Here is a 26,993-nt window from a genome sequence, read left to right as displayed (position 1 = left end):
CCATGGCTGCGTGAACAGCGGGCTCAGCCGGCTTCGACGGTCACCGTGAGCCTCATCATGATCGGCGAGACGGCCCTGCGGCCGCCGCCGCGGCTGCATGAGGCTGACGCTTCAGACTCGAGAGAGCGCAGCACTGTAATGCGTCCAAGTCCGGCGCGTCTGAGCAGATGAACTCGCTTCCAAGATCGGAACGTGCCCGTCACGGTCGCGCGATGGAGGGTTTGAGGATGAAACGACTCAAAGCGGTTGGGCCGGCAGCGGCGGCAGCCTCGGCGCCGCTGCCGGCGCTGGCACAGGCCGCGGCAGATCGGCCGACCTATTGGCATTCCGGCTGGGACTGGGGATGGGGACACATGTTTTTCGGCTCCCTCATGATGATCCTTTTCTGGGGCGGGTTGATTCTGGTGATCCTGCTCGCGGTCCGGTGGCTGGGTGGCGGGACGTCCCACGGCGCCGGATCGCCTTCAGTCAGGCGGCCGCTCGATATCCTTCAAGAACGTTTCGCCCGCGGCGAGATCGATCAGGAGGAGTTCGAGAAGCGCAGGCGCCTGTTGTCTGATTGAGAGTGCCGCTTCGCCGTGAAACGGAAGCCGACCAAGCGCTATTTCAGCTCCCCGCAGCCGCTGCACTTCAAAGTCAACACAGCCGATAAACCGGACGAGGCGATGAATAAGCCCCAGGATCATGATCACATCCACCATCACCGCGATGTGCCCGACCTTGTTGCAAGTGGAACCACAAAAGATCCGGTTTGCGGAATGACGGTTAAGTTGAACGCAGGCAAGCCGACCCGGCAGTATAAGGGCGAGACCTACCATTTCTGCTCGCAGAGGTGCCACGACAAGTTCGCGGCCGATTCGGCGAGATACCTGGAGCCGGCGAGCGCGCCGGTCGAGAGCGTCCCGCCGGGCACGAAGTACACCTGCCCGATGCATCCGGAGATCGTGCGCGACGGGCCGGGCGACTGCCCGATCTGCGGGATGGCGCTGGAACCGATGGGGAACCCCGCCGCCGACGAGGGACCAAACCCCGAGCTCGTCGATTTCACGCGGCGGTTCTGGGTCGGCACCGTGCTCACCGTGCCTCTTCTGGTGCTGACGATGGGTCCCTTCGTTGGGCTCGGCGTCGTCCGCGACGTCCTCGGCGAGCGCACGACGCTCTGGATCGAGCTCATCCTGGGTACACCGGTCATCCTGTGGGCCGGCTGGCCGTTCTTCGTGCGCGGCGTCAAGTCCGTGATCAACCGCAGCCTCAACATGTTCACGCTGATCGGCATGGGCGTCGGCGCGGCCTATCTCTTCAGTGTGGTCGCCGTACTCGCGCCAGGCATCTTTCCCGCCGGCTTTCGCGACGCCGAAGGCCATGTCGGCGTCTATTTCGAGGCCGGCGCGGTGATCGTTGTCCTGGTGCTGCTCGGCCAGGTGATGGAGCTGCGCGCGCGCGAGCGCACCGGCTCGGCGATCCGGGCACTGCTGGACCTCGCCGCGAAGACCGCCCGCGTGATCCGGGAGGACGGGCGGGAGGAAGAGATCCCGCTCGAGGAGGTCGAGGTCGGCGACCGGCTGCGCGTGCGCCCGGGCGACAAGGTCCCGGTCGACGGCGTCGTCATAGAGGGTCGCTCCTCGGTTGACGAATCGATGATCTCCGGCGAGCCGGTGCCGGTCGAGAAGGTCGAGGGCGAGAAGGTGACCGGTGCCACGATCAACGGTACGGGCAGCCTGATCATCGAGGCCGAGCGCGTCGGCGCCGACACCATGCTCAGCCAGATCGTCGAGATGGTGGCGAATGCGCAACGCTCGCGCGCGCCGATCCAGAAGCTCGCCGACTCAGTGGCCGGCATGTTCGTGCCGGCCGTGATCGCGATCGCGATCGTCGCCTTCGTCGTCTGGGCGACCTGGGGGCCGGCGCCGGCGCTCGCCTACGCGCTGGTATCGGCGGTGGCAGTCCTGATCATCGCCTGCCCCTGTGCGCTGGGCCTGGCCACGCCGATGTCGATCATGACGGCGACCGGCCGGGGCGCGCAGGCCGGCGTGCTGATCAAGAACGCCGAAGCGCTGGAGCGCTTCGCGAAGGTCGATACGCTGATCGTCGACAAGACCGGCACGCTGACGGTTGGCAAGCCGAAGCTCGTCGCCGTCCTTCCGGAAAGCGGGCATGACGAGGACGAGGTGCTGCGCCTGGCGGCAAGCCTGGAACGGGGCTCGGAGCACCCGCTCGCCGAGGCGATCGTCACGGGAGCCGAGGAGCGCGGGATCTCCCTGGCCAAGGCCGAGGAATTCGAGGCGGTCACTGGCAAGGGGGTGAAGGGCGTCGTCGACGGCAAGCCGGTGGCGCTCGGCAACGCGAAGCTGCTCGCCGACCTCGGCGTCGACGGCGGCGGGCTCTCGGAGTCCGCGAATGCCCGGCGCGACGAGGGCGAGACGGTGATGTTCGTCATCGTCGGCTCGGAGATCGCCGGCCTCGTGTCGGTCGCCGATCCGGTCAAGGAGACGACTCCGGCTGCGCTGAAGGCGCTGCATGAACAAGGCTTCCGCATCGTTATGGCGACCGGCGACAACGCGCGCACAGCCAAGGCGGTGGCGGCGCGCCTCGGCATCGACGAGATCCGCGCCGACGTGCTGCCCGAAGACAAGGCACGCATAATCGAGGAGATGCAGGCCGAGGGCCGCAAGGTCGCCATGGCGGGAGACGGTGTCAACGACGCGCCCGCGCTCGCGCAGGCCGATGTCGGGATCGCCATGGGCACCGGCGCCGACGTGGCGATCGAGAGCGCCGGATTCACTTTGGTGAAGGGCGACCTCAGCGGCATCGTCCGGGCGCGGCGGCTTGCGCGCGCGACCATGCGCAACATCAAGCAGAACCTGTTCTTTGCCCTGGTCTACAACGCCGCTGGCGTGCCGGTGGCGGCGGGCGTGCTGTTCCCGTTCTTCGGCATCCTGATCTCGCCGATCTTTGCGGCCGCGGCGATGAGCCTGTCGTCCGTGTCCGTTGTCGGCAACGCGCTGCGCCTGCGTTCGGTCAAGATCTAGGGAAGGTCACCGATTCTCTCTCGAAATGGAGAACCTAAAGCCATGAAAGCCATATCAATCCTTCGGACGACCGCGTGGACGGGGCTGCTGATGCCGCTGGTGCTGGGAGCGCAAGCCGCCATGGCCGAGCCCCTCGTCTATGTACCTCTCGGTGGCGAGAACAGAATCGTCGCCATCGATGCCGCGAAGGACGAGATCGTCGGCACGATAGGCGGTCTCGCGGCCGTTCACGGTCTCGCCGGAACGCCTGACGGTCGGTTCCTGATCGCCGGCAGCTTCGAGACGCGCGCGCGGGACAGCGAAGCGGTGGCGAAGCCGGCGGGCGTCTCCGAAGACGAGCACGCTGCGCACCACGGCGCCGCGCCTGCCAATGCGAAAGCCGACGCGGGCGTCAGCACTGTCTCGGTGATCCAGACCGCTGACGGGTCCGTGGTCCGGCGCATCGACGTGCCCGGTGCCGTCCATCACGTTGCGGTCAGCCCCGACGGCCGGTTCGCCGTCGTCACCCACCCCAATGACGGTGCAATCAGCGCCATCGACCTGGAATCTTATGAGCTGGTCGCTACCGTCGCGACCGGACCGCTGCCCAATTACGCGACCTTTGGCCCCAACGGTGACCGGCTCTTCGTCAGCAATGCCGGCAACGACACGGTCAGCGAGGTCGACACGACGCGGTGGATCGTCCGGTCGAACGCCGTGGTCGGCAGCAGCCCCGAGCATGTCGTATTGGCCGACGACGGCGCCACTCTCTACGTCAACAACGTGGAGGACGGCACGATCTCCGTCCTCGACGTCGGCGACCGGAAGGTCGTGAAGACGATTCCGATTGGCTCGACCCTCCACGGGATCGATCTGTCCGACGACGGCCGAACGCTCTTTGTCGCCGCCCTCGGCGACGACAAGGTGGTCGCCGTCGATCTCGGTACCGGTGCCGATCGCAGCGCTTCCCTGGCTCCGGCCCCCTATCACTTGGCCGTAGTGCGCGGGACGGGCAAGCTCTACATCTCCAGCGCCGAGCAGCCCAAGATCTGGGTGATCGACCAGCGGAATCTCGAAATTCTCGGAGACATCCCGATCGGCGGCAAGGGCCATCAAATGGTCCAGGGCGCAGGCGGATGATCCCGCGCTGTTCCTCTCAAAGAGGCGGTGCGGATGCGGGGTTGTGCCAGACCATCTGTTGCCGGAAGAAGTGAGCCGTGACAGGAAAACGTAAGCGCACCGGTCCCAGAAGCTGGCGTCGTCCCAGTCTGCCGGCGGTCCTGGTTATGGGCGTCGTCGCCGCCGGGGTGGCGCTCGTCGGTTGGAAAGTCCTCGCGCCTCCGTCGCCCGACACGACAATCGAGGTCACCGTGCCGAAGCTTTCGCCTATCGCCACCGCAGGCAAGACGGCGTTCGACGCCAACTGTGCGCTGTGTCACGGCCGTAACGCCGCCGGAACCGACAAAGGGCCGCCCCTGGTCCATGACATCTACAACCCCGGCCACCACGGGGATGCCGCATTTCTCGCCGCCGCAAGACGAGGCGTGCCGCAGCACCACTGGCCCTTTGGCAATATGCCGGCGCAGCCGCAGATGAGCGATGAGGACATCGCTTCGATCGTTCGCTATGTACGCGAGCTGCAACTGGCCAATGGGATCGCATACCGGCCGCATCGCATGTGAGGAGCACGCCGCTTGCGGTCGGGCATCTCGATTCCCGGCCAAGGGGCCGTTCGTGTCGTGCGGTTGGCGCCACAATCGCCGTTCAGCCCCGGCCGCCTACCGCTCAATTCTGGTTTAGTTACCGTCGATTTCCGGTGTGGCCGGAGGACCGCCCTCGAGATCGGCGATCAACGCCTTCATCTCGGCGATTTCGAGCCGTTGCGCCTTGATGATCTCGTCAGCCAGCTTGCGAACCCGCGGATCGGTGATCTGGGCCCGTTCGCTTGTCAAGATGGCTATCGAATGATGCGGGATCATCCCCTCCATATAGTCAACATCATCGACCGTGATCTGGCTGCGAAGCAGATAAAGCAATCCTGCGAATACAAGAACTGCGCCCAAAAATATTGAAATGTTAGCAGCCTTGCTGGGGTACATCCCGAGCATGTAGAGCATCATGACCACAACCATCGTGGCGCCCATCAACAATGCCACGAACACGCGTGTTTCACTAAAATATGCATGATCAATGATCTGGAAGCTCTCCAAATATGTTATTCCAAACATCAGAATAACGGATGTACCGACCATCAATGAAAGACGAATGTAGTTTGACATTGAAACACCTCTTGGTTCGTGATGATGCATGATTTGCGATAACGTGATCAGCGCCGCACTGGACGGACTGGAACATCAACCGCCTTCGGCCCCTCCGTTCTTGTCGCCGGCGCGCGGGGCCGGTCGCCAACCGCCGTCTTCGAGGTGGCAGGGGACTTCCAGGCGCTCGCCTGCATGAAAGCCATAGGACTCGTCGCGGATGACGATGCGGTCCGGCCCGTCCCAACCGTCCGGGGCTGAGATGGTCAGACGCTCGCAGCCGATGTCGATGTCGAGCCAGTGGCCGCGATGGCGGATACGAAAGCGCAAGCCGCGCAGTTCCTCCGGCAGGCAGGGATTGAGGCGGAGCATATCGTCGCGGATCTCGAGTCCGGTCTGGCCGCGCTGGACGAGGTCGACGGTGCCGGCCATGGCGCCGAGATGGATGCCTTCTGGCGTCGTCCCACCCTGCACGTCGGCGATATCGCTCTCCAACGCCGCCTTCAGCTGCGTCCACGACCGGGCGCGGTCGGATCGCGCCAGCACCCAGGAATGGACGATGCCGCTCAGCGTCGATCCGTTCGAGGTTCGTCGCAGGTAGTAGTCGACCGTGCGCGGGATCAGCTCTCCCTCGAACGGGTATCCGAGCCGGGCGAACAGGTCGCCCAGTTCTTCGGCCGAAAACAGGTAGAACAGCATCAGGGCGTCGGCCTGTTTGGAGGCCTTGTAGCGGTTGACCGTGTCGCCCTCGGCCTCGAGCAGCCGGTCGAGCCGATGGATGTCGCCGTACTTTGCGCGATAGTCCTCCCAGTCGAACTCCTCGAGCCGCTCATAGCCCTCGAACTGACTGATGACGCCGTCATGGAACGGCACGAACATCTTGCGGCTGATCTCGTCCCAGCCGGCGACCTCATCGGCGCCAAGTCCGAGCCTCTCGTCGAGTTCGACCCGCCGCTCCGAGTCGAGAAGCATGCGCGCATCGAGCGCGCGGAGCAGCACCCAGACCGCCATCACGTTGGTGTAGGCGTTGTTGTCGAGGCCGGGCTTCTCTGCCCAGGGGTAGCGGTCATGGAACTCGTCCGGTCCCATCACGCCGCGGATCTCGTAGCGGCCGCGCTCAGCGTTGAAGCTGGCGATACTGGCCCAGAAGCGGGCGATCTCGACCAGCATCTCGGCGCCGTAGACCGACAGGAACTCGGCATCGCCCGTCGCCTCGTAATGGCGCCAGACATTGTAGGCGATGGCGGCATTGACGTGCCGCTGCAGGTGCGTGTTGTCGGGCAGCCAGCGGCCGGATTTCGGGTTGAGGTGGAGCACTTGCGTCTCCTCGCGCCCGTCGCTGCCGCTCTGCCAGGGATACATCGCGCCGCAGTAGCCGGCCTCCCGCGCCAGCCGCCGCGCCGCCGGCAGCCTCCGGTGGCGGTAGCGCAGAAGCGCGCGGGTGATCTCGGGGATGCGCAGGTTGAGGAACGGGAAAATGAACAGCTCGTCCCAGAAGATGTGCCCGCGATAGGCCTCGCCGTGCAGGCCGCGCGCCGGCACGCCGACATCGAGGTCGACGCTGTGCGGCGAGACGGTCTGGAGCAGGTGGAAGACGTGCAGTCGCAGGATCATCTGCGTCCGATGCCGGCCCTCCAGGGTGAGGTCGCAGCGCCGCCACAGATGCGACCAGGCGCGCGCGTGATCCTCCAGGAGCGTCCCGAAGCGTCCCGCCTCGCGCAGCGTCTCCTCTGCCGCCAACGCCGGGCTGGAGATCGCCCGGTCGGTGGAGGTGTGCAGCGCGACGACCTTCTCGATCGTGACCGGAGTGCCTTCGGCAACCGGGAAAGAGAGGGCATGGGCGACATAGCCCTCCTCCGTGACGAAACGGCGTTCTACCGCTAGCCCCTCGCCGTCCTGGAACACCTGGGTGCGGGCGGCCTCGGCGATACGGATATGCGACTGGCTCGTCTCGGCGAGAAGGAGGACGCCGTCCTCGCCGATCTCTCGCGAAGCCAGGGGGACGAGGTGCTTGCCGTTGAGCTGGCGGTAGCGCGGCACCCCGGCGTTGATCACCCGTCCGTCCAGGGCGGAGAGGACCTCGACCCGCCCCGACCAGTTCTCGGGCGTGAGCGTCCATTCGATGGCCGCCAGATGCGGCGCGCCCATATGCACGAGGCGCCGGCTCTCCAGCGTCGTCTCCCGCCCCGTCCGGTCGCGCAGGCGCATCGCGCGCTTCAGTACCCCCTGCTTCAGGTCCAGCTCCTGGCGGTAGGACAGGACCTCGACCGCCAACAGGTTGAGCCAGTCGCCGCCCTCCGGCCGGAAGGTGAGCGGCAGCCAGTTCGGCAGGTTGACGAGGTCCTCGTTCTCGATAACCCTCCCGGCGACCTCGGTGGCGAGGCGATTATAGCCGCCGGCGAGGTAGGTCCCGGGATAATGCGTATCGTCGGCCTCGGCTTCCTCGGCGGCGCCGCGGGCGGCGAAATAGCCGTTGCCGAGCGTGCACAGCGCCTCGCGCAGCCCCTCTTGGGCCGGCTCGAACCCCTCATAGGAAAGCGTCCAGTCCGTCATCGCGTGGGGTCTCCCAGAATGGCGACGAGTTCGCCCAGGAACCGGCCGACCTCCTCCGTATTCGCCAGCACGTAGTCGGCCGCGGTGGGATGCTCCGCCTCAGTCACCAGGATGCCGAGACCGCGGCCCTTCAGTGCCGCGAACGCGTCCTCGTCGGTGTCGTCATCGCCGAGATAAAGGGGCAGGACATCTTCCCGGTCGAACCCCAGCGCCGCCAGCAGCCAGAGCACGGCCCGGCCCTTGTCCCAGTCAACGCGCGGCCGCAGGGCGAACACCTTCTTGGCGGCGGTGCGGCGGAGGTCGGTGATCTCGGCGGCGATCGCCGCCACGGCACTCTCGACGCGTGCGACCTGATCGTCGGCCACCAGCCTGTAATGGACGGCGATGGCGAACTTCTTGCGCTCGACCAGCGCGCCATCGATACCGGCGACCTCCCGCCGCAGCCGCTCTTCGGCCCGGTCGAGCGCCGGCAGAAACGCGGCGGCGCGCTCGTGCTCCTTGCGCAGGCCGCCGGGGCCCGCGATGTCGAAGCCGTGGCTGCCGGCATAGACGAGACCGTCGAGCGCGACCAGCCGTTCGACATCGGCACGGTCGCGGCCGCTGACGATGGCGACGGGGCAGCGCTCGGCGAGATCCTGGACGACGGCGCGCATGTTTTCCGAGAGCACGGCGAGCTCGGGCCGATCTACGATCGGCGTCAGCGTGCCGTCATAGTCGAGAAAGACAGCCGGCCGCTTGCGGGTAAGACGCGCCCGAAACTCGGCGGCGCGGACCAGCGCGTTCGGGAGGGCGGCGGCATCCAGGCGGGGCCTTGCCCGCAGGGCCGTCCCGTCGCCGAGTTCCGTCAGATCCCTGACCACGAGGTCGGCGCCGCCGGCTCGCAGCCCGGTGCCGTCGCCCGACCGGACGACGCCGATCACCAGCCCGAACCCGCCCGCCCGTCCGGCCGCGACGCCGGCGATCGCGTCCTCCACCACCGCCGCCCGCGCCGGCTCGATGCCCAGGCGCCGAGCCGCCTCCAGAAACGTGTCCGGGTGCGGCTTGCCTTCAAGGCCAAGGCGCGCCGCCTCCACCCCGTCCACCCGGACCTCGAACAGGTTCCCAAGTCCCGCCGAGGCGAGCACCGCCGCGGTATTCTTGCTGGAGGAGACGAGCCCCACCTTTATGCCGCTCTCCGTCAGGGCGCGGATGAAGGTGACCGAGCTCTCGAACACCTCGACGCCGCTGCTTGCCAGCAACTGCTGGAACAGCGCGTTCTTGGCATTGCCAAGCCCGCAGACCGACTCGCGATCCGGCGGATCGCCCGGATCGCCGTAGGGCAGCGCGATGCCGCGGGATTCGAGAAAGCTCCGCACCCCCTCGTAGCGCGGCTTGCCGTCGACGAAGCGCCGATAGTCCTCATCCGCGTCGAAGGGCTGGAACAGCTCGCCACGCTGCGCTGCCCGCTGCGCAAGATAATCGTCGAACAGCCGCTTCCAGGCCGCAGCATGCAGACGCGCCGTCCGCGTCACCACGCCGTCCAGGTCGAAGATAACGGCGTCGATGGTGCGCTCCTGGCGATCGGCATGGCTCATCGGTCTTCCTTCGTCCGTTCCGTGTTCGGCCTGCCTCGCGCTGCCGCCGCCGATCTGGATCACGTTCCTTTCGCCTTGCTGCAGTCCGGCGTTTCGAGCGAGCGGCCACACGCTCACAGACGGCTCCGCCGCCTGCACATTACACAGTGAAAACGCTGAGACCTTCGTTCCGGAGATCGAGCACCAACGCGGCGCCCTTGCAACCGCAAGGTCGATCACCGCAGGACGCGTCGCAAACCGAAAGGCATAATCAGCGTCGTCACCACGGCCATGATCACGAGAGCGGAGAAGAGGTTGGCGACGATGGGATCGGGCTGATCGAACAAGCCGGCTTCGAGTGCGATGCTGGCAATGATCAGCTCGACCGCGCCGCGCCCGCTCATGCCGACGCCGACCGCGAGCGACTCTCGCGACGACAGTCCAGCGAGCCGTGCCGGCAGTCCTGCGCCAAGCAACTTGCCCAGAAATGCCACGCCTACGAGCGCGAGCAGGAAACCCGGAACTGCGGTTACGGCGCCGAGTTCGACCCGAACGCCGATCGAGGCGAAGAAGAGCGGCGCCAGCAATCCGTCCGTAAAATCTCCGACGCTTCGCTTGATGCCGTCGTAGATTTTGGCCCCGACGGTCTCCGGATCAAAGAACAGACCGGCCATGAACGGGCCCAGGATGAAGTCCATGCCCAGGGCCTCCGCCAACACGGCGAAACCAAGCGCCAGCGCCATGAGCGTGCTGAAGTGCGGCGCCGGGATGCGCATGCGGGAGACCGCCCGCGAAAGGCGTGGATAGAGGAACAGGCCCACCGCTATGGCAATCAGGAAAAACAGGCCGGCCCTCCCGAGCAGCGCCAACATTGCGGCCAGATCCGGACTGGCGCCCGTCTCGATCACCCCGGTCACCACGGCGAGCAGCATCAGCCCGATCACGTCGTCGAAGATCGCCGCCGACACCACTGTCCGACCGACGCGGGTGTGGAGGTATCCAAGCTCCCTGAAGATGCTCACTGCCACGGGGACCGCCGAGATCGATAGCGCCACACCGACCAGAAGCGCCTGCGCGAACTTCAGCGGCGTCTCAGGCAGAACAGACCAGGCCAGTGCGAACCCGGCGCCGAGCGGAAAGAGCACGCCGCCGAGAGCGACCGCGAGGGAACCGCCCGAATGCTCGGCGATCTCCCGCGGGCGCATCTCGATGCCGGCAAGCAGCAGCAGGAAGAAGATGCCGAACTCGGCGGCGACCTCGAGGAACGGGCTTTCTGCCAGGCTCGCGAGAAGGGGGATCGGCAGCGATGCGGCAGCGACGAGCGCGATCGCCACGCCGGCGACGATCTCGCCCATCGAGGCAGGCTGGCCCAGCCGTTCGGACAGTTCGCCGAACAGCCGCGTGACGACCAGCAGAAGCAAGAGATGAAGAGCATGCTCCATGGCTTACGAGGCCGCCACGAATGCAAGCGCCAGCAGCCCGGCCGCGGTGGTGTAATAGAGCATCGGCAGGAGCGTGAAACGGATGATGGCGCCCTCCTGGCGGAGCAAGCCGACGACGGCGGCCGCGGCGACGACATTGACCACCGACACCATGTTGCCCGCGTTCGCCCCGAGCATTTGTGCGGCCAGCACTGTCGTCTCCGACAGTCCCGCCCTGTCGGCGGCGCTGAACTGGAGCAACGCGAACATCATGTTGCTGAAGGTGGCGCTGCCCGACAGAAAGGCGCCCATGGCGCCGACCAGGGGGGCCACCAGCGGCCAGGCGCCGCCGACGGAATCGGCGGCGACGATCGCGAGCTCCATCGGCATGCTGGCAAGGCCCGCGTCGTTCACCCCCGACTGGATGAAGACGCGCACCATGGGCACGGCCGCGCCCAGCGCCAAGGCGCTGCCGATGAGGACGCGGCCGGCGTCGCGCAGGGCGATGCCCGCTTGCCAGGAGCCCATCCGGAAGAACACGATCGCGGCCAAGGCGACGGCGACGAAGCCGGCCCCGGGAAGATAGAGCGGTGCGACCGAGACGCCGATGTCGGTTCCCAGGATGCCCGTGGCGGATATCGTGACCGCCTGCAGCCATCCCTTCAACGGCAGGACGTCCAGGCGCGTCGCCACCAGCAGCGCCGCCAGCAGCAGATAGGGCGTCCAGGCGCGGGAAAGCGGCATTGCCGCAGGGACCGGCGGGCCGCTCACCCGTCCGCCCTTGCCCTGCGATAGGCCGTCCCGGGGCAGCAGCCATCCCTTGCGCGCCACCGGGGTCACCAGCGCCAAACCGACGAGGGCGCCGATCAGCGAGGGGAATTCGGGCCCGAGCAGAACCGCGACAGCGAGGGCCGGACCGGTGAAGGCGAGGCCGGCGAACAGAGCGAAGCGCCACGCCCGCAAGCCGTCCCGCCAGTTCCGCCCGGGGTCGAAGAAGCGGGTGAGCACGACGACCATGATCAACGGTATCGTCGTTCCAACAAACAGGTCGATCATGACCGCTTGCATGGCGACGCCCTGAAGGAAGTCGGCCGCGGGCACGTCGCCGAGTGCAGCAACGACGGCCGGTGCGAGGTCGCTACCCTCCTGCAGGCCCTGGGCGAGACCGACCACGACCGGCGTGCCGATGGCGCCGAAGGACACCGGGCTGCTGTCCGCGATCAGGGCGAGGACGACGGCCGCCATCGGCGTGAAGCCCAGCGCCACCAACAGAGGCGCGGTGATCGCCGCCGGCGTCCCGAAGCCGGCCGCACCCTCGAGAAAGGCGCCGAACAGCCAGGCAATCAGAATGACCTGCGCACGCGGATCCGGCGTGATGCTCATGAACCCGCTGCGGATCGCGGCCATCGCGCCGCTTTCGGTCAGGACCTTCAAGAGGAGGATGGCGCCGAAGACGATCCAGAGGATCGATGTCGCGATGACTGCGCCCTCGATCGATGCCGCGATCACCTGGCGGATCGGAACTTTCCACACGATGATGCTCACGGCGGCCGTGAGCACCAGGCTCAATGGCATGGCCGTGGCCGCCGGCAGCCGTAGGATCACCAGGAGCCCGAAGACGGCAAGCAACGGTGTCAGGGCGGCAAGCAGCATCGGAAATCGCAATCAGTGCAGGACGGACAGACGGACACGGCATTCTGGCGCTTCGGGCGCCTTCCACCACGAGCTACGTCCCGCGATGAACGACTGGTGCTGAATGAGAGAGACGCCCGAGCGGTACGCCCTCTTACAGTGCCGGAGGACCGAGTGGTCGCTTATCTCGACGCTCGCCACCAGACCGCCGACAACCTGTCCTTGGGACAGCGGCGACCATTCTTTCACGCCACCGAGATTCTCGCGACGCCATAGCGTCGAACATCCGACGGAGAGATCGCGAATTACGTCATCGGGGCGCTACGGCTCGCCGGCGCCGATCGAGCGCTGAGGCCCGGCCGTGCGCCTGCATGAGCGCTTTACGTTGGTTTTTCCGCCGCCGGCACTTCGCTAGAGTTTCCCGCCGGATGATTCCGATATGATTCCGGCGCGCGTTCTTGGAGACCTGAGCAGGGCACGAAAAACGCCGCCAAGCCACTGACTTGACAGCGTAATCTGTGGTTGCGGGGGCAGGATTTGAACCTGCGACCTTCAGGTTATGAGTTTGAGGCGCGTTTTCCCGGGGCAACCAAAATGCAGTCGACAAAATGCACCAACTTGCAGGCTCCGAATCGTTCGCCGCGAGCGGGGAAGCAACAGCTAGCCGAGCGCCGGTCCAAGATCGGCGCGCAGAGTGCCTATGGCAGCTATGCTCTACCCCGCCAATTGCCGCCATTTCCCTGTCTTTGCCCTACTCCCCCTACCAGTCTCTTCCATGATCCGTCGGGATTGCCATGCTAGGGCAATGACCTAAAGTGCTCGGGAGTGGCTACGATGGAGAATCGAAAGTACCTGACAGCGGAGGAAGTCACGGAACGATATCGTGGAGAGATCAGTGTGGGCACTCTTCGGAATTGGCGCGCTATGCGCGTAGGCCCACCATTTGTGAAGATCGGCAAGGCGGTTCTGTACCCTGTCCAAGAGCTCGACGAATGGGATAAGAAGAATCTCGTGATGTGCCGTGCCTCTCGAAGCCTGCACATGACGGAACAAGAGGAGCGGTGATGATCACGATCAAGCATTTCAAACCGCTCCCGAACACCGCCACCAGCGCTTCGATCTTACGAGAAATTCTCATTAAAGGTCAGTTACATGGCCACTTTTGCTAGATTGGTTCACAACCATCCGAGCGGCGACCCGACGCCGTCGCGCGCCGACATCGACATGACGCGCGAGGTCGCCGACGCCGCGAAGAAGCTGGGCATCACCGTACACGACCACATCATCGTCGGCCGGACCGGCCACAAGAGCCTGCGCGGCATGGGCATCCTCTGAGACCGCCGCGGCGGACGTTGACAGCGCGCGCCGCGCCGACGATCTTCACCGCATGACCAGCCGCGCCGCACGCCGCCGACGTACCGGAACCGATCGCCACGCGCGATTGCGATGACGCACGGCCGGTGCGTCCGCCGCAAGCCGCGCTGCCCAGCGCGGCTTTTTTGTTGTCATCCGTCGCCGATCGTCCTGAAACTCCGCCCCATCGGCGAGGCCCATCCAGAGGACTGCCCATGACCGCCCTGTCGGAGAACGCCCAGAAGACCGCGGACCAGTCCGGTGCTGCGGCCACCGCGCGTCGCACCGTCTTCATCGACGGCGAAGCCGGCACGACGGGCCTCGGCATCCGCGAGCGCCTCGCCGGCCTGGGCACGGTCGAGGTCAGGAGCATTGACCCGGCGCTGCGCAAGGACGTCGAGGCGAAACGGTCGCTGCTGCGCGACGTCGACCTCGTGGTCCTGTGCCTGCCGGACGACGCGGCGAAGGAGACCGTGGCGCTGGTCGACGGCCTGGGCGCCGACGCGCCGAAGGTGCTGGACGCCTCGACGGCGCACCGGGTGGCCGCCGGGTGGGTCTACGGCTTCGCCGAACTGGACCCCGGCCAGTCGGAGGCCATCGCGGCGGCGGCGAAGGTCGCCAATCCCGGATGCTATCCGACCGGCGGCATCGCGCTGCTGCGGCCGCTGGTCGACGCCGGCCTGCTGCCGCCGGACTATCCGGTGACGATCAACGCGGTGAGCGGCTATTCGGGCGGCGGCAAGGCGATGATCGCCGACTTCGAGAGCGGCAAGGCACCGTCCTTCGAACTCTACGGCCTGAGCTTCGAGCACAAGCACGTGCCGGAGACGCAGGCCTTCGCGAAGCTGACACGCCGGCCGATCTTCGTACCGTCGGTCGGCAATTTCCGGCAGGGGATGCTGGTCTCCGTTCCGCTGCACCTGGACACGCTGCCGGGCGCGCCGTCGGGAGCCGACCTGCAGGCGGTGCTGGCGGCACATTATGCGGGTGCGGAACTGGTCTCCGTCCTGCCGCTGAACGACGCCGGCGGCAGCAGCGCCACGCGGCTGGAACCGGAAGCGCTCAACGACACGGACCGGCTGGAACTGCGGGTCTATGCGCACCCGGCACACCCGCACGCGCTGCTCGTCGCGCGCCTCGACAACCTGGGCAAGGGCGCGTCGGGTGCCGCGGTTCAGAACATCCGCCTGATGCTCGGCTGCTGATCCTCGCCGGCCCCGCAAGACGAAATTCCGCTCTCGGCAGAGTTCGGCTATCCTGCGGGACCAGCGGTTTCATCAGTTAGCGGGGAGACGAGACATGAGGGCACTGAGAACGGCACTGCTCGCGGCCGCGGCGGCGGCCGCACTGGGCGCTTCGGCTGCCAGTGCGGACATCGTGATCGCCACGGCGGGCCCGATGACCGGCCAGTATGCGAGCTTCGGCGCCCAGATGAAGGCGGGCGCCGAAATGGCCGTCGCGGACCTGAACGCCAAGGGCGGCGTCCTCGGCCAGAAACTGATCCTGGAGATCGGCGACGACGCCTGCGATCCGAAGCAGGCGGTGGCGGTCGCCAACCAGTTCGCCAACAAGAACGTCGTTCTGGTCGCAGGGCATTTCTGCTCCGGCTCGTCGATCCCCGCCTCGGACGTCTACGCCGATGAGGGCATCATCCAGATCTCGCCGGCATCGACCAATCCGAAGCTCACGGAGATGGGCAAGGAGAACGTGTTCCGGACCTGCGGCCGCGACGACCAGCAGGGTCAGGTGGCCGGCACGTTCCTGGCCGAGAAGTACAAGGACGGCAAGGTCGCGATCCTCCACGACAAGTCGGCCTACGGTAAGGGCCTCGCCGACGAGACCAAGGCGGCGATGAACAAGGCCGGCAAGCAGGAGACCGTGTACGAGGCCTACACGGCCGGCGAGCGCGACTATTCCGCGCTGGTCACCAAGCTGAAGGCCGAGGGCATCGACGTCGTCTATGTCGGCGGCTACCACACCGAGGCGGGGCTGCTGCTTCGTCAGATGCGCCAGCAGGGCATGAAGACGCAGCTGATCTCGGGCGACGCCCTGGTCACGCAGGAGTTCTGGGGCATCACCGGCGAGGCCGGCGAAGGCACGCTGATGACCTTCAGCCCGGACCCGCGCAAGAATCCGGTGGCGGCCCCGGTCGTCGAGAAGTTCCGCGCCAAGGGCATCGAGCCGGAAGGCTATGTCCTCTACACCTACGGCACCGTGCAGGCGTGGGCGCAGGCCGCCGAGAAGGCGAAGTCCACGGATACCGATAAGGTGATCGAGGCGCTGCGCGGCAACCAGTTCGACACGGTGCTCGGCTCGATCGGCTTCGACAAGAAGGGCGACGTCACGGCGCCGGGCTATGTCTTCTACGAGTGGAAGAACGGCGCCTACGACTACTACCAGAACTGACCGCACCTGCCGGTCGGACGGGAAAGGGCCCGGCGGCAACGCCGGGCCCTTTCAGTTCGGACGACTGCCCGTAGGGCCGGCCCCCCGGCCCCGCACGGCGCTAGCCGACCGCGACGGCAGGGGTGCGACCGGCGGCCTCGCGCAATACGACCCGGTCCCGGCCGGTGCGCTTGGCTTCGTAGAGCGCCTCGTCGGCACGCCGGACGATGAGGTCCGCGGCATCGTCGCCGACCTCCAGTCCACCAAGGCCGATGCTGACGGTGACGGGCAGGTCGATCGCCGGGGTGTTGATCGAGAAGGGCTGGTCGGCAACCGCGCGCCGCAGCCGTTCGGCCGCGCGGTGGGCATCCACGAGCCGCGTCTCCGGCATGACGATCACCAGTTCCTCGCCGCCCATGCGGGCGACCATATCGAAGCTGCGCACGCCCTTGACGATGCGGGCGGCCAATTCCTTCAGCACCTGATCGCCGGCGGCATGACCATAGGTGTCGTTGACCGATTTGAACCGGTCGACGTCGAGCATCAGCACGGACAGCGGCCGGCCGTGCTCTCGGGCGTGCTTGAACAGCCCGTCGAAATGCGAGTTGAAATAGTGCCGGTTGTAGAGACCGGTCAGGCCGTCGGTGAGCGCCATCGCCAGGCTGGCCTCGTGGGTCGCCTGCATGCGCAGCTGAAAGCGGCGGCGGCGTACCTGGGTCCGGACGCGCGCCCGAAGCTCGTTACCGTCGAGCGGCTTCATCAGATAGTCGTTGACGCCGAGTTCGAGCCCCTTCAGCAGCCGCGCCTTGTCGGTCAGACGGCCGAGGATCAGCAGCGGCAGATGCCGGGTGGCGTCGTGCGACCGCATCTGCGAGGCGATCCTGAGGCCGTCTGCCGTCTTCATGTCGAGATCGACGATGACCAGGTCGGCACGGAGCGCGACCAGTTCCTCGATGATCTTGGGCCCGGGCGGCAGCGCGAACATCTCGTGCTCGTCGCGCGGCAGGACGGACAGCGTGCGCTGACGCAGCCGCTCGTCCTCGGTCACCATCACGACGCGGGCGCCGTCGCCGCGCTCTTCCGCCAGCGTCGGTCCCTGCTGGGTCGAGCCGAGGCGCAGGCTGGTCTCGTGGCGCATGCACCACTCGTCCATCAGGCGCTTCAGCCGGACCAGCGAGCGGACACGCGCGAACAGCGCCAGATCGTCGACCGGCTTGGTCAGGAACTCGTCGGCGCCGGATTCCAGCCCCTCGACCCGGTCTTCCGGCAGGTCCAGAGCCGTCACCATGACGACGGGAATGTGCGTCCAGCGCGGATCGGCCTTGATCCGCCGGCACACCTCGAATCCCGTCATGCCCGGCATCATCACGTCGAGCAGAACGATGTCCGGCGCCTCGCGCTCCATGGCGGCGAGGGCCTTCGGACCGTCCTCTGCGGTGACGACGTCGAAATACTCGGCCGTCAGCTTCGCGTGCAGAAGCCGCAGATTGACGGGCGCGTCGTCGACGACGAGGATTCGGGCACTCATGTAGGCCCTCCGGCGATCAGGCCAGATGCTTCTGAACGGTTTCGAGGAAGCGCGACACGGTGATCGGCTTGGCGATGTAGTCCTCGCACCCGCCCTGCCGTATCTTCTCCTCGTCACCCTTCATGGCGAAGGCGGTCACGGCGATCACCGGGATATGGCGGAGATTGTCGTCCTCCTTGAGCCATTTGGTGACCTCGAGCCCGGAAACTTCGGGCAGCTGGATGTCCATCAGGATGAGGTCGGGGCGATGCTCGCGCGCGATGGACAGAGCCTGAATCCCGTCGCGCGTCTTCAACGTCCGGTAGCCGTGGGCCTCCAGAAGGTCGTTGAAGAGCTTCATGTTGAGTTCGTTGTCTTCGACGATGAGCACTGTCTTCGACATTCAGATTCCCCGGGAGGTGCCGGCCGCCCAAAACGTCCGGTTCTCTTCCGATGCAGCCTCCTACCCTACCGGCTAAGAGGCAACCACCGAATTGAACGTCTTCATATAAGGCGGCAAGGCTAAACATCCGATAAATGACGGGACACTCTTTCGAAGCAGGCGAGGTAAGGCTGGGCATCGACCTCGGGGGCACCAAGGTCGAGATCGTCGCGCTTGCGCCAGGGGGGAGCGAGCCGATCAGACGGCGGCTGCCGACGCCCGCGGGCGACTATGCGGCGACCGTCGCGACGATCGCGGCCCTGGTCGCCGAGGCGCACGCCGCGCTGGCGGGCCGGGCGCCGGTCGCCGCCGGGGTGGGCGTCGGGATACCCGGCACCATCTCGCCGGCTACTGGGTTGGTGAAGAACGCCAACAGCACGTGGCTGAACGGCCGGCCGCTGGAGCAGGACCTGCGCGCCGCTCTCGGCCGGCCGGTGAGAATCGCCAACGACGCCAACTGCTTCGCCCTGTCGGAAGCGTCGGATGGGGCCGGCGCCGGCGCGGCGACGGTGTTCGGCGTCATCCTGGGGACCGGCGTCGGCGGAGGCATCGTGATCGGCGGTGCCCTGGTCGGAGGCGCCAACGCGATCGCCGGGGAATGGGGCCACAACGCACTGCCCCGGCCCGATGCCGACGAGTGGCCCGGTCCGACGTGCTGGTGCGGCCGGACGGGCTGTATCGAGACGTTTCTCTCCGGGCCCGCGCTGGGGCGCGACCATGCGTCGCGCACAGGCGGCACGGCGATTCCGGCCGCCGCGATCGCCGCCGCCGCGGTTGCGGGCGACGTGCAGGCGGGCGAGAGCATCCGACGCTATGCGCGCAGGCTGGCCCGCGCCCTCGCCGGCGTCATCAACGTGATCGATCCCGACGTGATCGTGCTGGGCGGCGGCCTGTCCCAGATCGGCGCACTCTACGAGGCCGTGCCGCGGATGTGGGCCGAGCATGTCTTCTCCGACCGGGTAGACACCCGGCTCGTCCCACCACGGCACGGCGATTCGAGCGGCGTGCGTGGCGCCGCCCGCCTCTGGCCGATCGGGACGGGCGCACCGTGATCACGACCGTCTGCCGCGACTGCGATACCGTCGCCGCCACGGCGAGCGCCGAGGGGGCGGCGTGCTCCGCCTGCGGCTCGGCACGCATGGTTCGGCATCCGGAACTCGGCGTCCTGACGATCGCCCATCTCGATTGCGACGCCTTCTATGCCAGCGTCGAGCAGCGCGACGATCCGAGCCTGCGCGGCAAGCCGCTGATCGTCGGCGGGCGCACGCGCGGCGTCGTGCTCGCCGCCTCGTACGAAGCGCGCCGCTTCGGCGTGCGCTCCGCCATGCCGATGTTCAAGGCGCTCGCCGACTGCCCGGACGCCGTGGTCGTGCGGCCGGACATGGAAAAGTACCGTCAGGCGGGCGCCGTCGTCCGCCGGCTGATGCGCGAGGCGGCACCGCTCGTCGAGCCCCTGTCGATCGACGAGGCCTTTCTCGACCTCGCCGGCACAGCGGAACCGCCGGCCGTCGCCATGGCGCGGCTGGCGCGGCGGATCGAGGCCGAGGTCGGCATCACCGTCTCGATCGGTCTCAGCTGCAACAAGTTCCTGGCCAAGATCGCCTCGGATCTCGACAAACCGCGCGGCTTCGCCGTCATCGGCCGGCAGGAGGCCGGCGCCTTTCTGGCGCCGCGACCCGTCGGGCTGATCTGGGGCGTCGGGCCGGCGATGCAACTGCGGCTCGCCCAGGACGGCATCGTGACGATCGGCGACCTGCAGCAGCGAACCGCCCAGGACCTGACGGCGCGGTACGGCCGGTTCGGCGAGCGGCTGGCCCGCTTCGCCTTCGGCCGAGACGAGCGCCGGGTCGTTCCGGAGCGGGAGGTGAAGAGCGTCTCCGCCGAGACGACGTTCGACGTGAACCTCGACCTGCTCGATCCGCTCAAGCGGGCGCTGTGGCGGCTGTGCAAGCGGGTGGCGGCGCGCCTGACCGACCGCGGCATGGCCGCCGGCACCGTGACGCTGAAGCTGAAGCGGCACGATTTCCGGATCCTGACGAGAAGCCGCACGGTCGACGGGCGGCTGCAGAGCGCCGTCGACATCTATGCGATCGCCCTGCGCCTGCTGGAGCCCGAGGTCGACGGCACGCGCTATCGCCTCATCGGCGTCGGCGTCTCGGGCATCTCGATGCGGCAGGACGGCGGCGAGCCGGACCTGTTCGCCGCGGCCGAAGCCGCAGCGCCGTAAGTCCGTTCAGCAGTGCGGCGCAGGCAGAGCCTCGATCTGTTCCAGGCGATAGCCCAGCGAGAACTCGTCGTAGATCACCTGGGCGTCGCCGACGACGCCGCTCTTGTAGAGAGTCTCGCGGATCTCGAATGCCGGCAGCATGTCGTCCTCCTCGCCGAAGAAAGCGAGGGCCATGTTCCAGGACGGCTGCGCGAGCAGGGGGTCGTTCGCGAGGGCCTCGCGGGAACCACCCGGCTTGCCGGAGACGCCGAACGTACCGTCCTTGCGCTCGGAGATCTCGGCGTTCACGGTCATCGGCTCGTCCTCGCGCTGGCCGAGCAGCACGGGGCGCATGATCCGCTGCCGGCCGGCGAGCGCCTCGCGGATCAGCAGCCGGGTGTGGCCCGCAGGAAACAGCGTCCCGGGCGGCAGGCCTACGGTCTCGGCTTCCGGGCGGGTATAGGTGGCGCTGCCGCCCTCCTCGTCCGCGTCCAGCTTGGCCTCGCCGCGCAGGTCCTCGACGACGTTGCCGTCCTGGAGCGTGCGCAGGTTGAAGCCGTAGCGGTCACCGGTCTTGTGCTCCCAGCTGGAGAAGCTGACCTCGGTGCGGACCGAGTTGCCCTCGGGACCGAACATGTCGAACCGCGCGCGCTGGCGGACGATCCAGCTGTCGCAGCTCTCGGCCCACTCGAACACCATCGCACCGGAGGCGTCGACGACGCCGCTGCCGACCTCGGCGTTCATCAGCCGCAGGCTGTAGACGGCCCGGTGCGGCCGCAACTCGATGGCGGATGCCGTGCTGGCGGCCGTGACGACGAGCAGACCGATCAGCCAGAGCGTGCGGGACATCAGGGGACCGTATCGATGCGGTTGAACGCCGGAGCGGGCCGGGCGTCAACCGGGCGGGCGCCCGGCCTGGAGAAGTATGGCATGCGGACCGAATGCCCGACAGGCAAAGCGGTCAGCGGCCGCAACAGGTGCAAGAAATACACGCTCTGTGGCAGAAGTGCGGCAACGGCCGGGCAGGCCCCGCAGGACCGGCCCGACTGCGTGCCGTCGGCAGCCTACTCGGCCGCCTGCTTCGTCGGATACTCGAAGCCGATCGCCTTCTTGGCGGCGAGATCGGCGATCTCCGCCTCGGTATAGCCGGCGCGCGCGAGGATTTCGCGGGTCTGCTGGCCGACGTGGGGGCACTCGGACATCGGCGAGCCGGTCGCGAACGGCTCGACGCCGGGGATGTTCGCCATGGGCAGCGACCCCATGCCCTGGTGCTCGACCCACGGCAGCGCGCCGATCGCAGCGACGTGCTCGTCCTTCATGAAGTCGTCGTAGGTGTTGACCTTGGCGTTCATCACGCCCGCCTCGGTCAGGTCCTTCGCCCACTCCTCGGTCGTCCGCTTCAGGAACTCGGCGCGGACGATCGGCATCAGTTCCTTTTCGCGCGCGATCCGCTTCTCGCGGCTGTCGTAGCGCGGGTCCTTGGCCAGATCCTCGCGGCCGAGCACCTTGCAGAGTCCGGTATAGTGATGCTCGCGCATCGCCGTCACGTTCAGGTAGCCGTCCTTGGTCTTCATCGTGCCAACCGGGACGTAGAGGACCTGCGGCTCGCCCTGCTCCAGGTGGTACTCCATCACCTTCGCCGCCTGGAAGGCCGCGGCCGACTGCATCAGCGAGCAGTCGATATACTGGCCCTTGCCGAAGCGGACCTGCTTCAGGATCGCGGTCGACAGCGCCTGGAAGGCGTAGAGGCCGGTCATGACGTCGACGGCGATCATGCCGCTGCGCATCGGCACGCCCTCGGCGTCGCGGTGCAGCGTCATCCAGCCGGAGAAGGCCTGAATGACCGAATCCGTGACCGGGAGCTTCGAATAGGGACCGGACTGGCCGAAGCCGGTGACCGACAGGTAGACGACCTTCGGGTTCGACTTCTTCACGTCGTCATAGCCGAGACCGAAACGGCTCATCACGCCCGGACGGAAGCTTTCGACGACGACGTCGGCCTCGGACGCCAGCTTCTGGGCGATCGCCTTGCCCTCGGCCGTCTTCAGGTCGAGCGCCACCGACTTCTTGCCGCGGTTGAACGTGATCGCGTGGGCGCAGAGATCGCCGTACATCTTGCCGAGCGTGCGGCCCCAGTCGCCCTCGAGCGGCTCGACCTTCGTCACGTCCGCGCCGTACTGGGCCAGCAGCATCGTCGCGTGCGGCCCGGCGACGCCCTGCGTCGCGTCGAAAACCTTGATGCCGGAGAAGGGCAGATCGTCCGTCATGCGGATGGGTCCCGGATTCTGATTGAGCAGACAGGAAGTCACGAATTAGCCACAGGCACGTTTGTCCTGTCAATTCGCACGCCGGACCCGCCACGCGCCACCGTCGTCCGCGCTGCCACGATAGCCCCATCGGCCGGCGAGCGCGTCGCCGTCGCGGACCATCGTTCCCCGGCCGGTATCGCCGCCGGATCGCCAGGAATAGTAGAGCTTTTCGCCCTCGATCCGGCCGTCCAGTTCGCCGACCCCGGCGCCGATGCTGAACAGCCCGGCGACGCGCAGCCCGTCGCGGACCAGCGCAAGCCGGACGTCGAAACTCTGTCCCTGGATCTCGATCGAACCGTCATAGGTGCCGCTGAAGGCGGCGCTGCCGGACGACGAAACGGCGCCCAGCTTCTCGCCGTGCCGCCGGGGCGCGAGGCCCGCGAGGGTGGCGCGACGCGACGTCATGGCGACCAGCTTCTGCAGGTCCGGGTCCGACAGCGTCTCGGCGACCAGCGCGATCTGGTCGGCCGTGAACAGGACGTTCTCGCGCCCGGTGCGCCGGTTCTCGTATTCGACCGCGAAGCCGTCGGCATGGCGGCGCAGGATGTCGGCGATGGCGCGCATCCGGTCCGGCGTGACCGGGTGGGTGGCCCGCTCCATCGCCTGCCGCCAGGCCGCGTCGCCGTCGAAGTCGCCGCGGTTCGGGCCGGCATAGGCCATCAGCTGGAAGAAGAGGAACATGCCGGTCGGCTGGGCCGGCAGCCGGCGCATCACCTCCAGCGCAAAGGCGTCGGCCTGGGCCTCGTTGGCCCGCGCATCCGCGCGCCGCACGAGCGGACCGTAGCCGGGATGGCCGTGCAGCACGTGCCCCATCTCGTGCAACAGGATGAAGATCACGGCCGACTTGAAGATCTTCTGCGACAGGCCGTCGACGGCCGGATCCTTCAGCGCGTCCTCCGGAATCCGCAGCGCCCGCAGCGGCGCCGGCCACCGGCCGAAATCCGCCTCGCGGCCGTATTTCAGCATCCCGACATATTCCTGGACCGTCTCCGGCGAATAACCGTTCCGGTTGAGCCAGGCGAAGGCGACAGAGAGATCGTCAAGGAACTTCAGCGACATCGCCGGCAGCACGACCGTCCCGGAGGCGAGGGCGTAGAAATCGAGCGGATGGCCGGAGGCGGCGCGCAGGGGAATGTCGATGCGCAGGTCGCGCAGCCCGCGCAGTTCCTCGCGCGTCAGGACGGGCCGCAGGACCTCGTCCAGGTTCGACAGGATCCCGGGGCGGTAGCGGTCCGCCCAATGCGCCAGTTCGGCGTCGTCGTAGAGCGAGGCGTAGCCGCGCTCCGCTGCGGCGGCGGCGGCCGGGCCGAGGAGAAGGGCCGCGACCAGCGCGATCCCCGCGGCACCGAGCCTCGCGGCGCGGGCGGTCACGGCGGCTGTCCCGCGCGGTAGACGGCGACGCCCGCGGCGACGGCGGGCGGCGGCGGCTCCGGCTCGCCCTGCGCCAGCCACAGGCGGAAGGCGTCGGCGGGGCCCCAGTCGCGCTCGTTCCAGACCGAGAGCAGCAGTTCGACCCGCGCCGTCCGCAGCGCGCGCTCGATGTCGCCGCGCGTGAAGGCGTCGAGGGCCGGATCCAGCGCCCCCGCCGCCCGCGCCAGCCGCTCGGCCGCCACCTGCATGGCGGCGACCCGAGCCGGATCGGCGATGGGCGGGCCGGCTGCCGTCGTCGGGACGGAACCTGCGCCGATCCCGCTGTAGCTCACGCCCCGGGCGGCGGCGACCCGCTCGCCATTGCCGTTGGCGCTTTCCGGGAATGGCCCCTGAGGGCCGGAATAGGCGATGCCGTAGTGGAGCGACAACCCGAGGATCGCAGCACCGAACAGTGTGAAGAAGACGCCCGGTCCGACGCGGGAGACGTGGATGGAGACGCCGCCGGGCAGTTCGAGCTTGCCGGCGCCGCGCTCGCGGCTCGGCATCGCCAGGAACAGCCGGTAGCCGCACCAGATCGCGATGCAGGCGCCGCCGACGACCACCAGGCGCTCGATCGAGCGCATGACGATGGTCACGATGAGCGGATCCATTGCTTCCCCCGTCGCCGACTGGCCAAGCCTACTACGACAGGAAGCGTCCGGCTGCCGGCGCGGACGCGCAAGTGATCACGTTCACATGAAGCTGTGCGGATCCACGTCGATCTGGAGCCGCACCTTCCGGCCGATCCGCGTCTCGCCGAGCCAGCGGTGCAGCACCTCCTGGACGTTGACGTGCCGGGCCGTCTGCAGGAGCAGGCGCCAGCGATGCTGGCCGCGCAGCAGGGCGAGCGGCGCCGGCGCAGGGCCGAGCATGCGCAGGTCCGGGCCGTGCGGCGCGGTGCGCGCCAGCGCTTTCGCCGAGCTTTCGACCTCCGCCGCCTCCGGCCCGGATAGGATCAGGGCCGCCAGACGGCCGAAGGGCGGCATGCCGCTGCGGCGGCGATTGTCCATCTCCGTCGCGACGAAGCCGTCGCGGTCGCCGCGGACCAGGGCCTCCATCACCGGCGCCTCGGGCTGCCAAGTCTGGAGCAGGACCCGGCCGGGCCGCTCGGCGCGCCCCGCCCGTCCCGCGACCTGGGACAGAAGCTGCCACGTCCGCTCCGCCGCGCGCAGATCGCCGCCGGCGAGGCCGAGGTCGGCGTCGACCACGCCGACGAGGGTGAGCATCGGAAAATGATGGCCCTTCGCCACGACCTGCGTGCCGATCAGGATGTCGATCTCGTGGTCGGTGACGCGCCGGACGAGTTCCGCTGCGGCCCGCGGCCCGGCCAGGAGGTCGCTCGCCATGACGCCCGTGCGCGCGTCGGGGAAGAGCAGTCCCACCTCCTCGGCGAGACGTTCGACCCCGGGGCCGCAGGCGACGAGGCTGCCCTCGGCGCCGCAGCCGGGGCAGGCGTCCGGCGGCGGCATGGCGAAGCCGCAATGGTGGCACTGCAGGATCTGGTGGAAACGATGCTCGACCAGCCAGGCGGTGCAGTTCGGGCACTGGAAACGGTGACCGCAGGCACGGCAGAGGGTCAGCGGCGCATAGCCGCGGCGGTTCAGGAACAGCAGCACCTGCTCGCCGGCGGCCAGCGTCTCGCCGACGGCCTCGAGCAGCGGCGGCGAGAGCCAACGGCCGCGGGCCGGCGGCGTGCGGCGCATGTCGATCGCCGCGATGTCCGGCATCAGGGCGCCGGCGTGGCGGTCCGGCAGACGCAGGGTCTCGTAGCGGCCGATCTCGACATTGTGCAGGGATTCGAGCGACGGTGTCGCCGAGGCGAGCACGATGGGGATGGCTTCGAGGTGCGCCCGCACGACCGCCATGTCGCGGGCGTGGTAGGCGACGCCGTCCTCCTGCTTGAAGGCCTGTTCGTGCTCCTCGTCGACGACGATCACGCCGAGGTCGGGAAACGGCAGGAAGAGCGCCGAGCGGGCGCCGACGGCGACGCGCACCGTGCCTTCGGCGATGCCGCGCCAAGTGTCGCGCCGGCGTGCGGGCGTCAGTTCGGAATGCCACTCGCCGGGACGGACGCCGAACCGCGCGGCGAACCGGTCGAGCCATTGGGCGGTCAGGGCGATCTCGGGCAGGAGGACCAGCGCCTGCCGCCCCTCTGCCAGCGCGGCGGCCATCGCCTCGAAATAGACCTCGGTCTTGCCCGAGCCGGTGACGCCGTCGAGCAGCACGGCGGAAAAGCGGCGCTGCTCGACCCGCTCGCGCAGCAGGTCGACGGCGCGGCCCTGCGCCCCCGACAGCTGCGGTCCCGGCCGGCGCCAGTCCGGGTCGACGGACAGCGCCGGAGACGGGAGGCCGACACGCTCCACCAGCCCGGCGCGCTCCAGGCCGTGCAGGACGGCGGTGCCCGCCCCGGTCTCGCGCGCGACGTCGGCGGCGGGACGCGCGAAGCCGTCGCCGAGCAGGGCGAGAACGCGGCGGCGCGCCGGCGTCTGGCGGAAGTCGGCCGGGATCTCCGTCCCCGTAAGCCGAAAGGCGGGAACGGGCCGCGGCGGCTCCAGCGCCGCGCCGACGCTCATCGCCATGCGCAGCACCGCACCCGGCGGCGTCAGCGTGTAGGCGCCGACCCAGCGCACCAGGCGGCGCATCGGCGCCCGCATCGGCGGCGCGTCGAGACGCCGCAGCACGGATTTCAGCCGGCGCGGCTCCACATCCGCGCGCTCGCCCTCGTCCCAGACGACGCCGACGACCGACCGCGGACCGAGCGGCACTTCGACGAAATCGCCCGGCGAGAGCAAAAGCTTCTCCGGCACGCGGTAATCGTAGGCGCCGGCCAGCGGGTACGGCAGCAGCACCGGCACGGTTTCCGGGGCGTCGTCGGGCCGCAGGACGAATTCCTCGGGGCGCGAACTGGCAAGGGAGCGGTCCATCGGCTACATTTACGGCCGGCGGCGGCGCCGCC

21 protein-coding genes are annotated in these 26,993 nt (G+C 68.1%); 9 read left to right on the top strand and 12 right to left on the bottom strand.

Annotated elements, in window-relative coordinates:
* Positions 1–212: 212 nt before the first annotated feature.
* The 4 genes from ABIE65_RS09820 to ABIE65_RS09805 all read left to right on the top strand — a co-directional run bounded on the left by ABIE65_RS09820 (position 213) and on the right by ABIE65_RS09805 (position 4,690).
* Positions 213–563 carry an SHOCT domain-containing protein gene (locus ABIE65_RS09820; protein ID WP_354077386.1) on the top strand — a complete coding sequence of 117 codons (351 nt, stop codon included), beginning with the start codon at positions 213–215 and terminating at the stop codon, positions 561–563.
* A 102-nt stretch (positions 564–665) separates the two neighbouring features.
* Positions 666–3,029: a heavy metal translocating P-type ATPase gene (locus ABIE65_RS09815; RefSeq protein WP_354077385.1), complete on the top strand. Its 2,364-nt coding sequence runs from the start codon at positions 666–668 to the stop codon at positions 3,027–3,029.
* A 42-nt stretch (positions 3,030–3,071) separates the two neighbouring features.
* Positions 3,072–4,148, top strand: coding sequence for a YncE family protein (locus tag ABIE65_RS09810; protein ID WP_354077384.1), 1,077 nt, complete (start codon positions 3,072–3,074; stop codon positions 4,146–4,148).
* A gap of 146 nt (positions 4,149–4,294) precedes the next feature.
* Positions 4,295–4,690, top strand: a complete 396-nt coding sequence (locus tag ABIE65_RS09805) for a c-type cytochrome (RefSeq protein WP_354077383.1) — start codon at positions 4,295–4,297, stop codon at positions 4,688–4,690.
* Positions 4,691–4,804: 114 nt separating this feature from the next.
* Here ABIE65_RS09805 and ABIE65_RS09800 read toward each other — a convergent pair whose 3' ends face one another.
* The 5 genes from ABIE65_RS09800 to ABIE65_RS09780 all read right to left on the bottom strand — a co-directional run bounded on the left by ABIE65_RS09800 (position 4,805) and on the right by ABIE65_RS09780 (position 12,446).
* A complete protein-coding gene (locus ABIE65_RS09800; protein WP_354077382.1) occupies positions 4,805–5,287 on the bottom strand; it encodes a DUF305 domain-containing protein in 483 nt (160 codons plus the stop codon).
* A 75-nt stretch (positions 5,288–5,362) separates the two neighbouring features.
* On the bottom strand, positions 5,363–7,819 hold the full coding sequence (locus ABIE65_RS09795; RefSeq protein ID WP_354077381.1) for a glycoside hydrolase family 65 protein: 2,457 nt from the start codon (positions 7,817–7,819) through the stop codon (positions 5,363–5,365).
* Entirely contained in the window at positions 7,816–9,393 is a 1,578-nt protein-coding gene (gene otsB, locus ABIE65_RS09790; RefSeq protein WP_354077380.1) for a trehalose-phosphatase, read from the bottom strand. The genes ABIE65_RS09795 and otsB overlap by 4 nt, the downstream gene beginning before the upstream one ends.
* A 215-nt stretch (positions 9,394–9,608) precedes the next feature.
* Positions 9,609–10,814: a cation:proton antiporter gene (locus tag ABIE65_RS09785; protein WP_354077379.1), complete on the bottom strand. Its 1,206-nt coding sequence runs from the start codon at positions 10,812–10,814 to the stop codon at positions 9,609–9,611.
* Between the two features lie 3 nt (positions 10,815–10,817).
* The gene (locus tag ABIE65_RS09780) at positions 10,818–12,446 is read right to left on the bottom strand and encodes an L-lactate permease (protein ID WP_354077378.1); all 1,629 of its coding nucleotides are present in this window, start codon (positions 12,444–12,446) and stop codon (positions 10,818–10,820) included.
* Between the two features lie 1,131 nt (positions 12,447–13,577).
* Between ABIE65_RS09780 and ABIE65_RS09770 the strand changes: the two genes are divergently transcribed.
* The 3 genes from ABIE65_RS09770 to ABIE65_RS09760 all read left to right on the top strand — a co-directional run bounded on the left by ABIE65_RS09770 (position 13,578) and on the right by ABIE65_RS09760 (position 16,184).
* Positions 13,578–13,760 (top strand): JAB domain-containing protein, encoded by a 183-nt coding sequence (locus tag ABIE65_RS09770; RefSeq protein ID WP_354077376.1) that lies wholly within the window; start codon positions 13,578–13,580, stop codon positions 13,758–13,760.
* A gap of 233 nt (positions 13,761–13,993) precedes the next feature.
* Positions 13,994–14,983 carry an N-acetyl-gamma-glutamyl-phosphate reductase gene (gene argC, locus ABIE65_RS09765; protein WP_354077375.1) on the top strand — a complete coding sequence of 330 codons (990 nt, stop codon included), beginning with the start codon at positions 13,994–13,996 and terminating at the stop codon, positions 14,981–14,983.
* Positions 14,984–15,077: 94 nt separating this feature from the next.
* Positions 15,078–16,184, top strand: coding sequence for a branched-chain amino acid ABC transporter substrate-binding protein (locus ABIE65_RS09760; RefSeq protein WP_354077374.1), 1,107 nt, complete (start codon positions 15,078–15,080; stop codon positions 16,182–16,184).
* A 100-nt stretch (positions 16,185–16,284) separates the two neighbouring features.
* Here the strand turns inward: ABIE65_RS09760 and ABIE65_RS09755 are convergent, their stop codons facing one another.
* Complete coding sequence (locus ABIE65_RS09755; protein WP_354077372.1) at positions 16,285–17,691, bottom strand: PleD family two-component system response regulator; 1,407 nt, start codon at positions 17,689–17,691, stop codon at positions 16,285–16,287.
* A 16-nt stretch (positions 17,692–17,707) separates the two neighbouring features.
* On the bottom strand, positions 17,708–18,073 hold the full coding sequence (locus ABIE65_RS09750) for a response regulator (protein ID WP_354077371.1): 366 nt from the start codon (positions 18,071–18,073) through the stop codon (positions 17,708–17,710).
* A gap of 134 nt (positions 18,074–18,207) precedes the next feature.
* On the opposite strand from ABIE65_RS09750, the gene ABIE65_RS09745 reads away from it, so the two are divergent.
* Both ABIE65_RS09745 and ABIE65_RS09740 read left to right on the top strand, forming a co-directional pair.
* Complete coding sequence (locus ABIE65_RS09745; RefSeq protein ID WP_354077369.1) at positions 18,208–19,164, top strand: ROK family protein; 957 nt, start codon at positions 18,208–18,210, stop codon at positions 19,162–19,164.
* On the top strand, positions 19,161–20,339 hold the full coding sequence (locus tag ABIE65_RS09740) for a DNA polymerase IV (RefSeq protein ID WP_354077367.1): 1,179 nt from the start codon (positions 19,161–19,163) through the stop codon (positions 20,337–20,339). Before ABIE65_RS09745 ends, ABIE65_RS09740 begins: the two co-directional genes overlap by 4 nt.
* Before the next feature lie 6 nt (positions 20,340–20,345).
* Here the strand turns inward: ABIE65_RS09740 and ABIE65_RS09735 are convergent, their stop codons facing one another.
* The 5 genes from ABIE65_RS09735 to ABIE65_RS09715 all read right to left on the bottom strand — a co-directional run bounded on the left by ABIE65_RS09735 (position 20,346) and on the right by ABIE65_RS09715 (position 26,961).
* Positions 20,346–21,167 carry an EipB family protein gene (locus ABIE65_RS09735; protein ID WP_354077365.1) on the bottom strand — a complete coding sequence of 274 codons (822 nt, stop codon included), beginning with the start codon at positions 21,165–21,167 and terminating at the stop codon, positions 20,346–20,348.
* A gap of 215 nt (positions 21,168–21,382) precedes the next feature.
* Positions 21,383–22,585 carry a CaiB/BaiF CoA transferase family protein gene (locus tag ABIE65_RS09730; protein WP_354077364.1) on the bottom strand — a complete coding sequence of 401 codons (1,203 nt, stop codon included), beginning with the start codon at positions 22,583–22,585 and terminating at the stop codon, positions 21,383–21,385.
* Between the two features lie 69 nt (positions 22,586–22,654).
* A complete protein-coding gene (locus tag ABIE65_RS09725; RefSeq protein WP_354077363.1) occupies positions 22,655–23,998 on the bottom strand; it encodes a phage exclusion protein Lit family protein in 1,344 nt (447 codons plus the stop codon).
* Complete coding sequence (locus ABIE65_RS09720) at positions 23,995–24,648, bottom strand: hypothetical protein (protein WP_354077362.1); 654 nt, start codon at positions 24,646–24,648, stop codon at positions 23,995–23,997. The genes ABIE65_RS09725 and ABIE65_RS09720 overlap by 4 nt, the downstream gene beginning before the upstream one ends.
* Before the next feature lie 81 nt (positions 24,649–24,729).
* Positions 24,730–26,961 carry a primosomal protein N' gene (locus tag ABIE65_RS09715; RefSeq protein ID WP_354077361.1) on the bottom strand — a complete coding sequence of 744 codons (2,232 nt, stop codon included), beginning with the start codon at positions 26,959–26,961 and terminating at the stop codon, positions 24,730–24,732.
* Between the last annotated feature and the right edge of the window lie 32 nt (positions 26,962–26,993).

Source organism: Constrictibacter sp. MBR-5, from assembly GCF_040549485.1.
Lineage (GTDB): Bacteria > Pseudomonadota > Alphaproteobacteria > JAJUGE01 > JAJUGE01 > Constrictibacter.
Note: the sequence above shows the minus strand (reverse complement) of the source record. Positions and strands in the feature narration are given on the sequence as shown.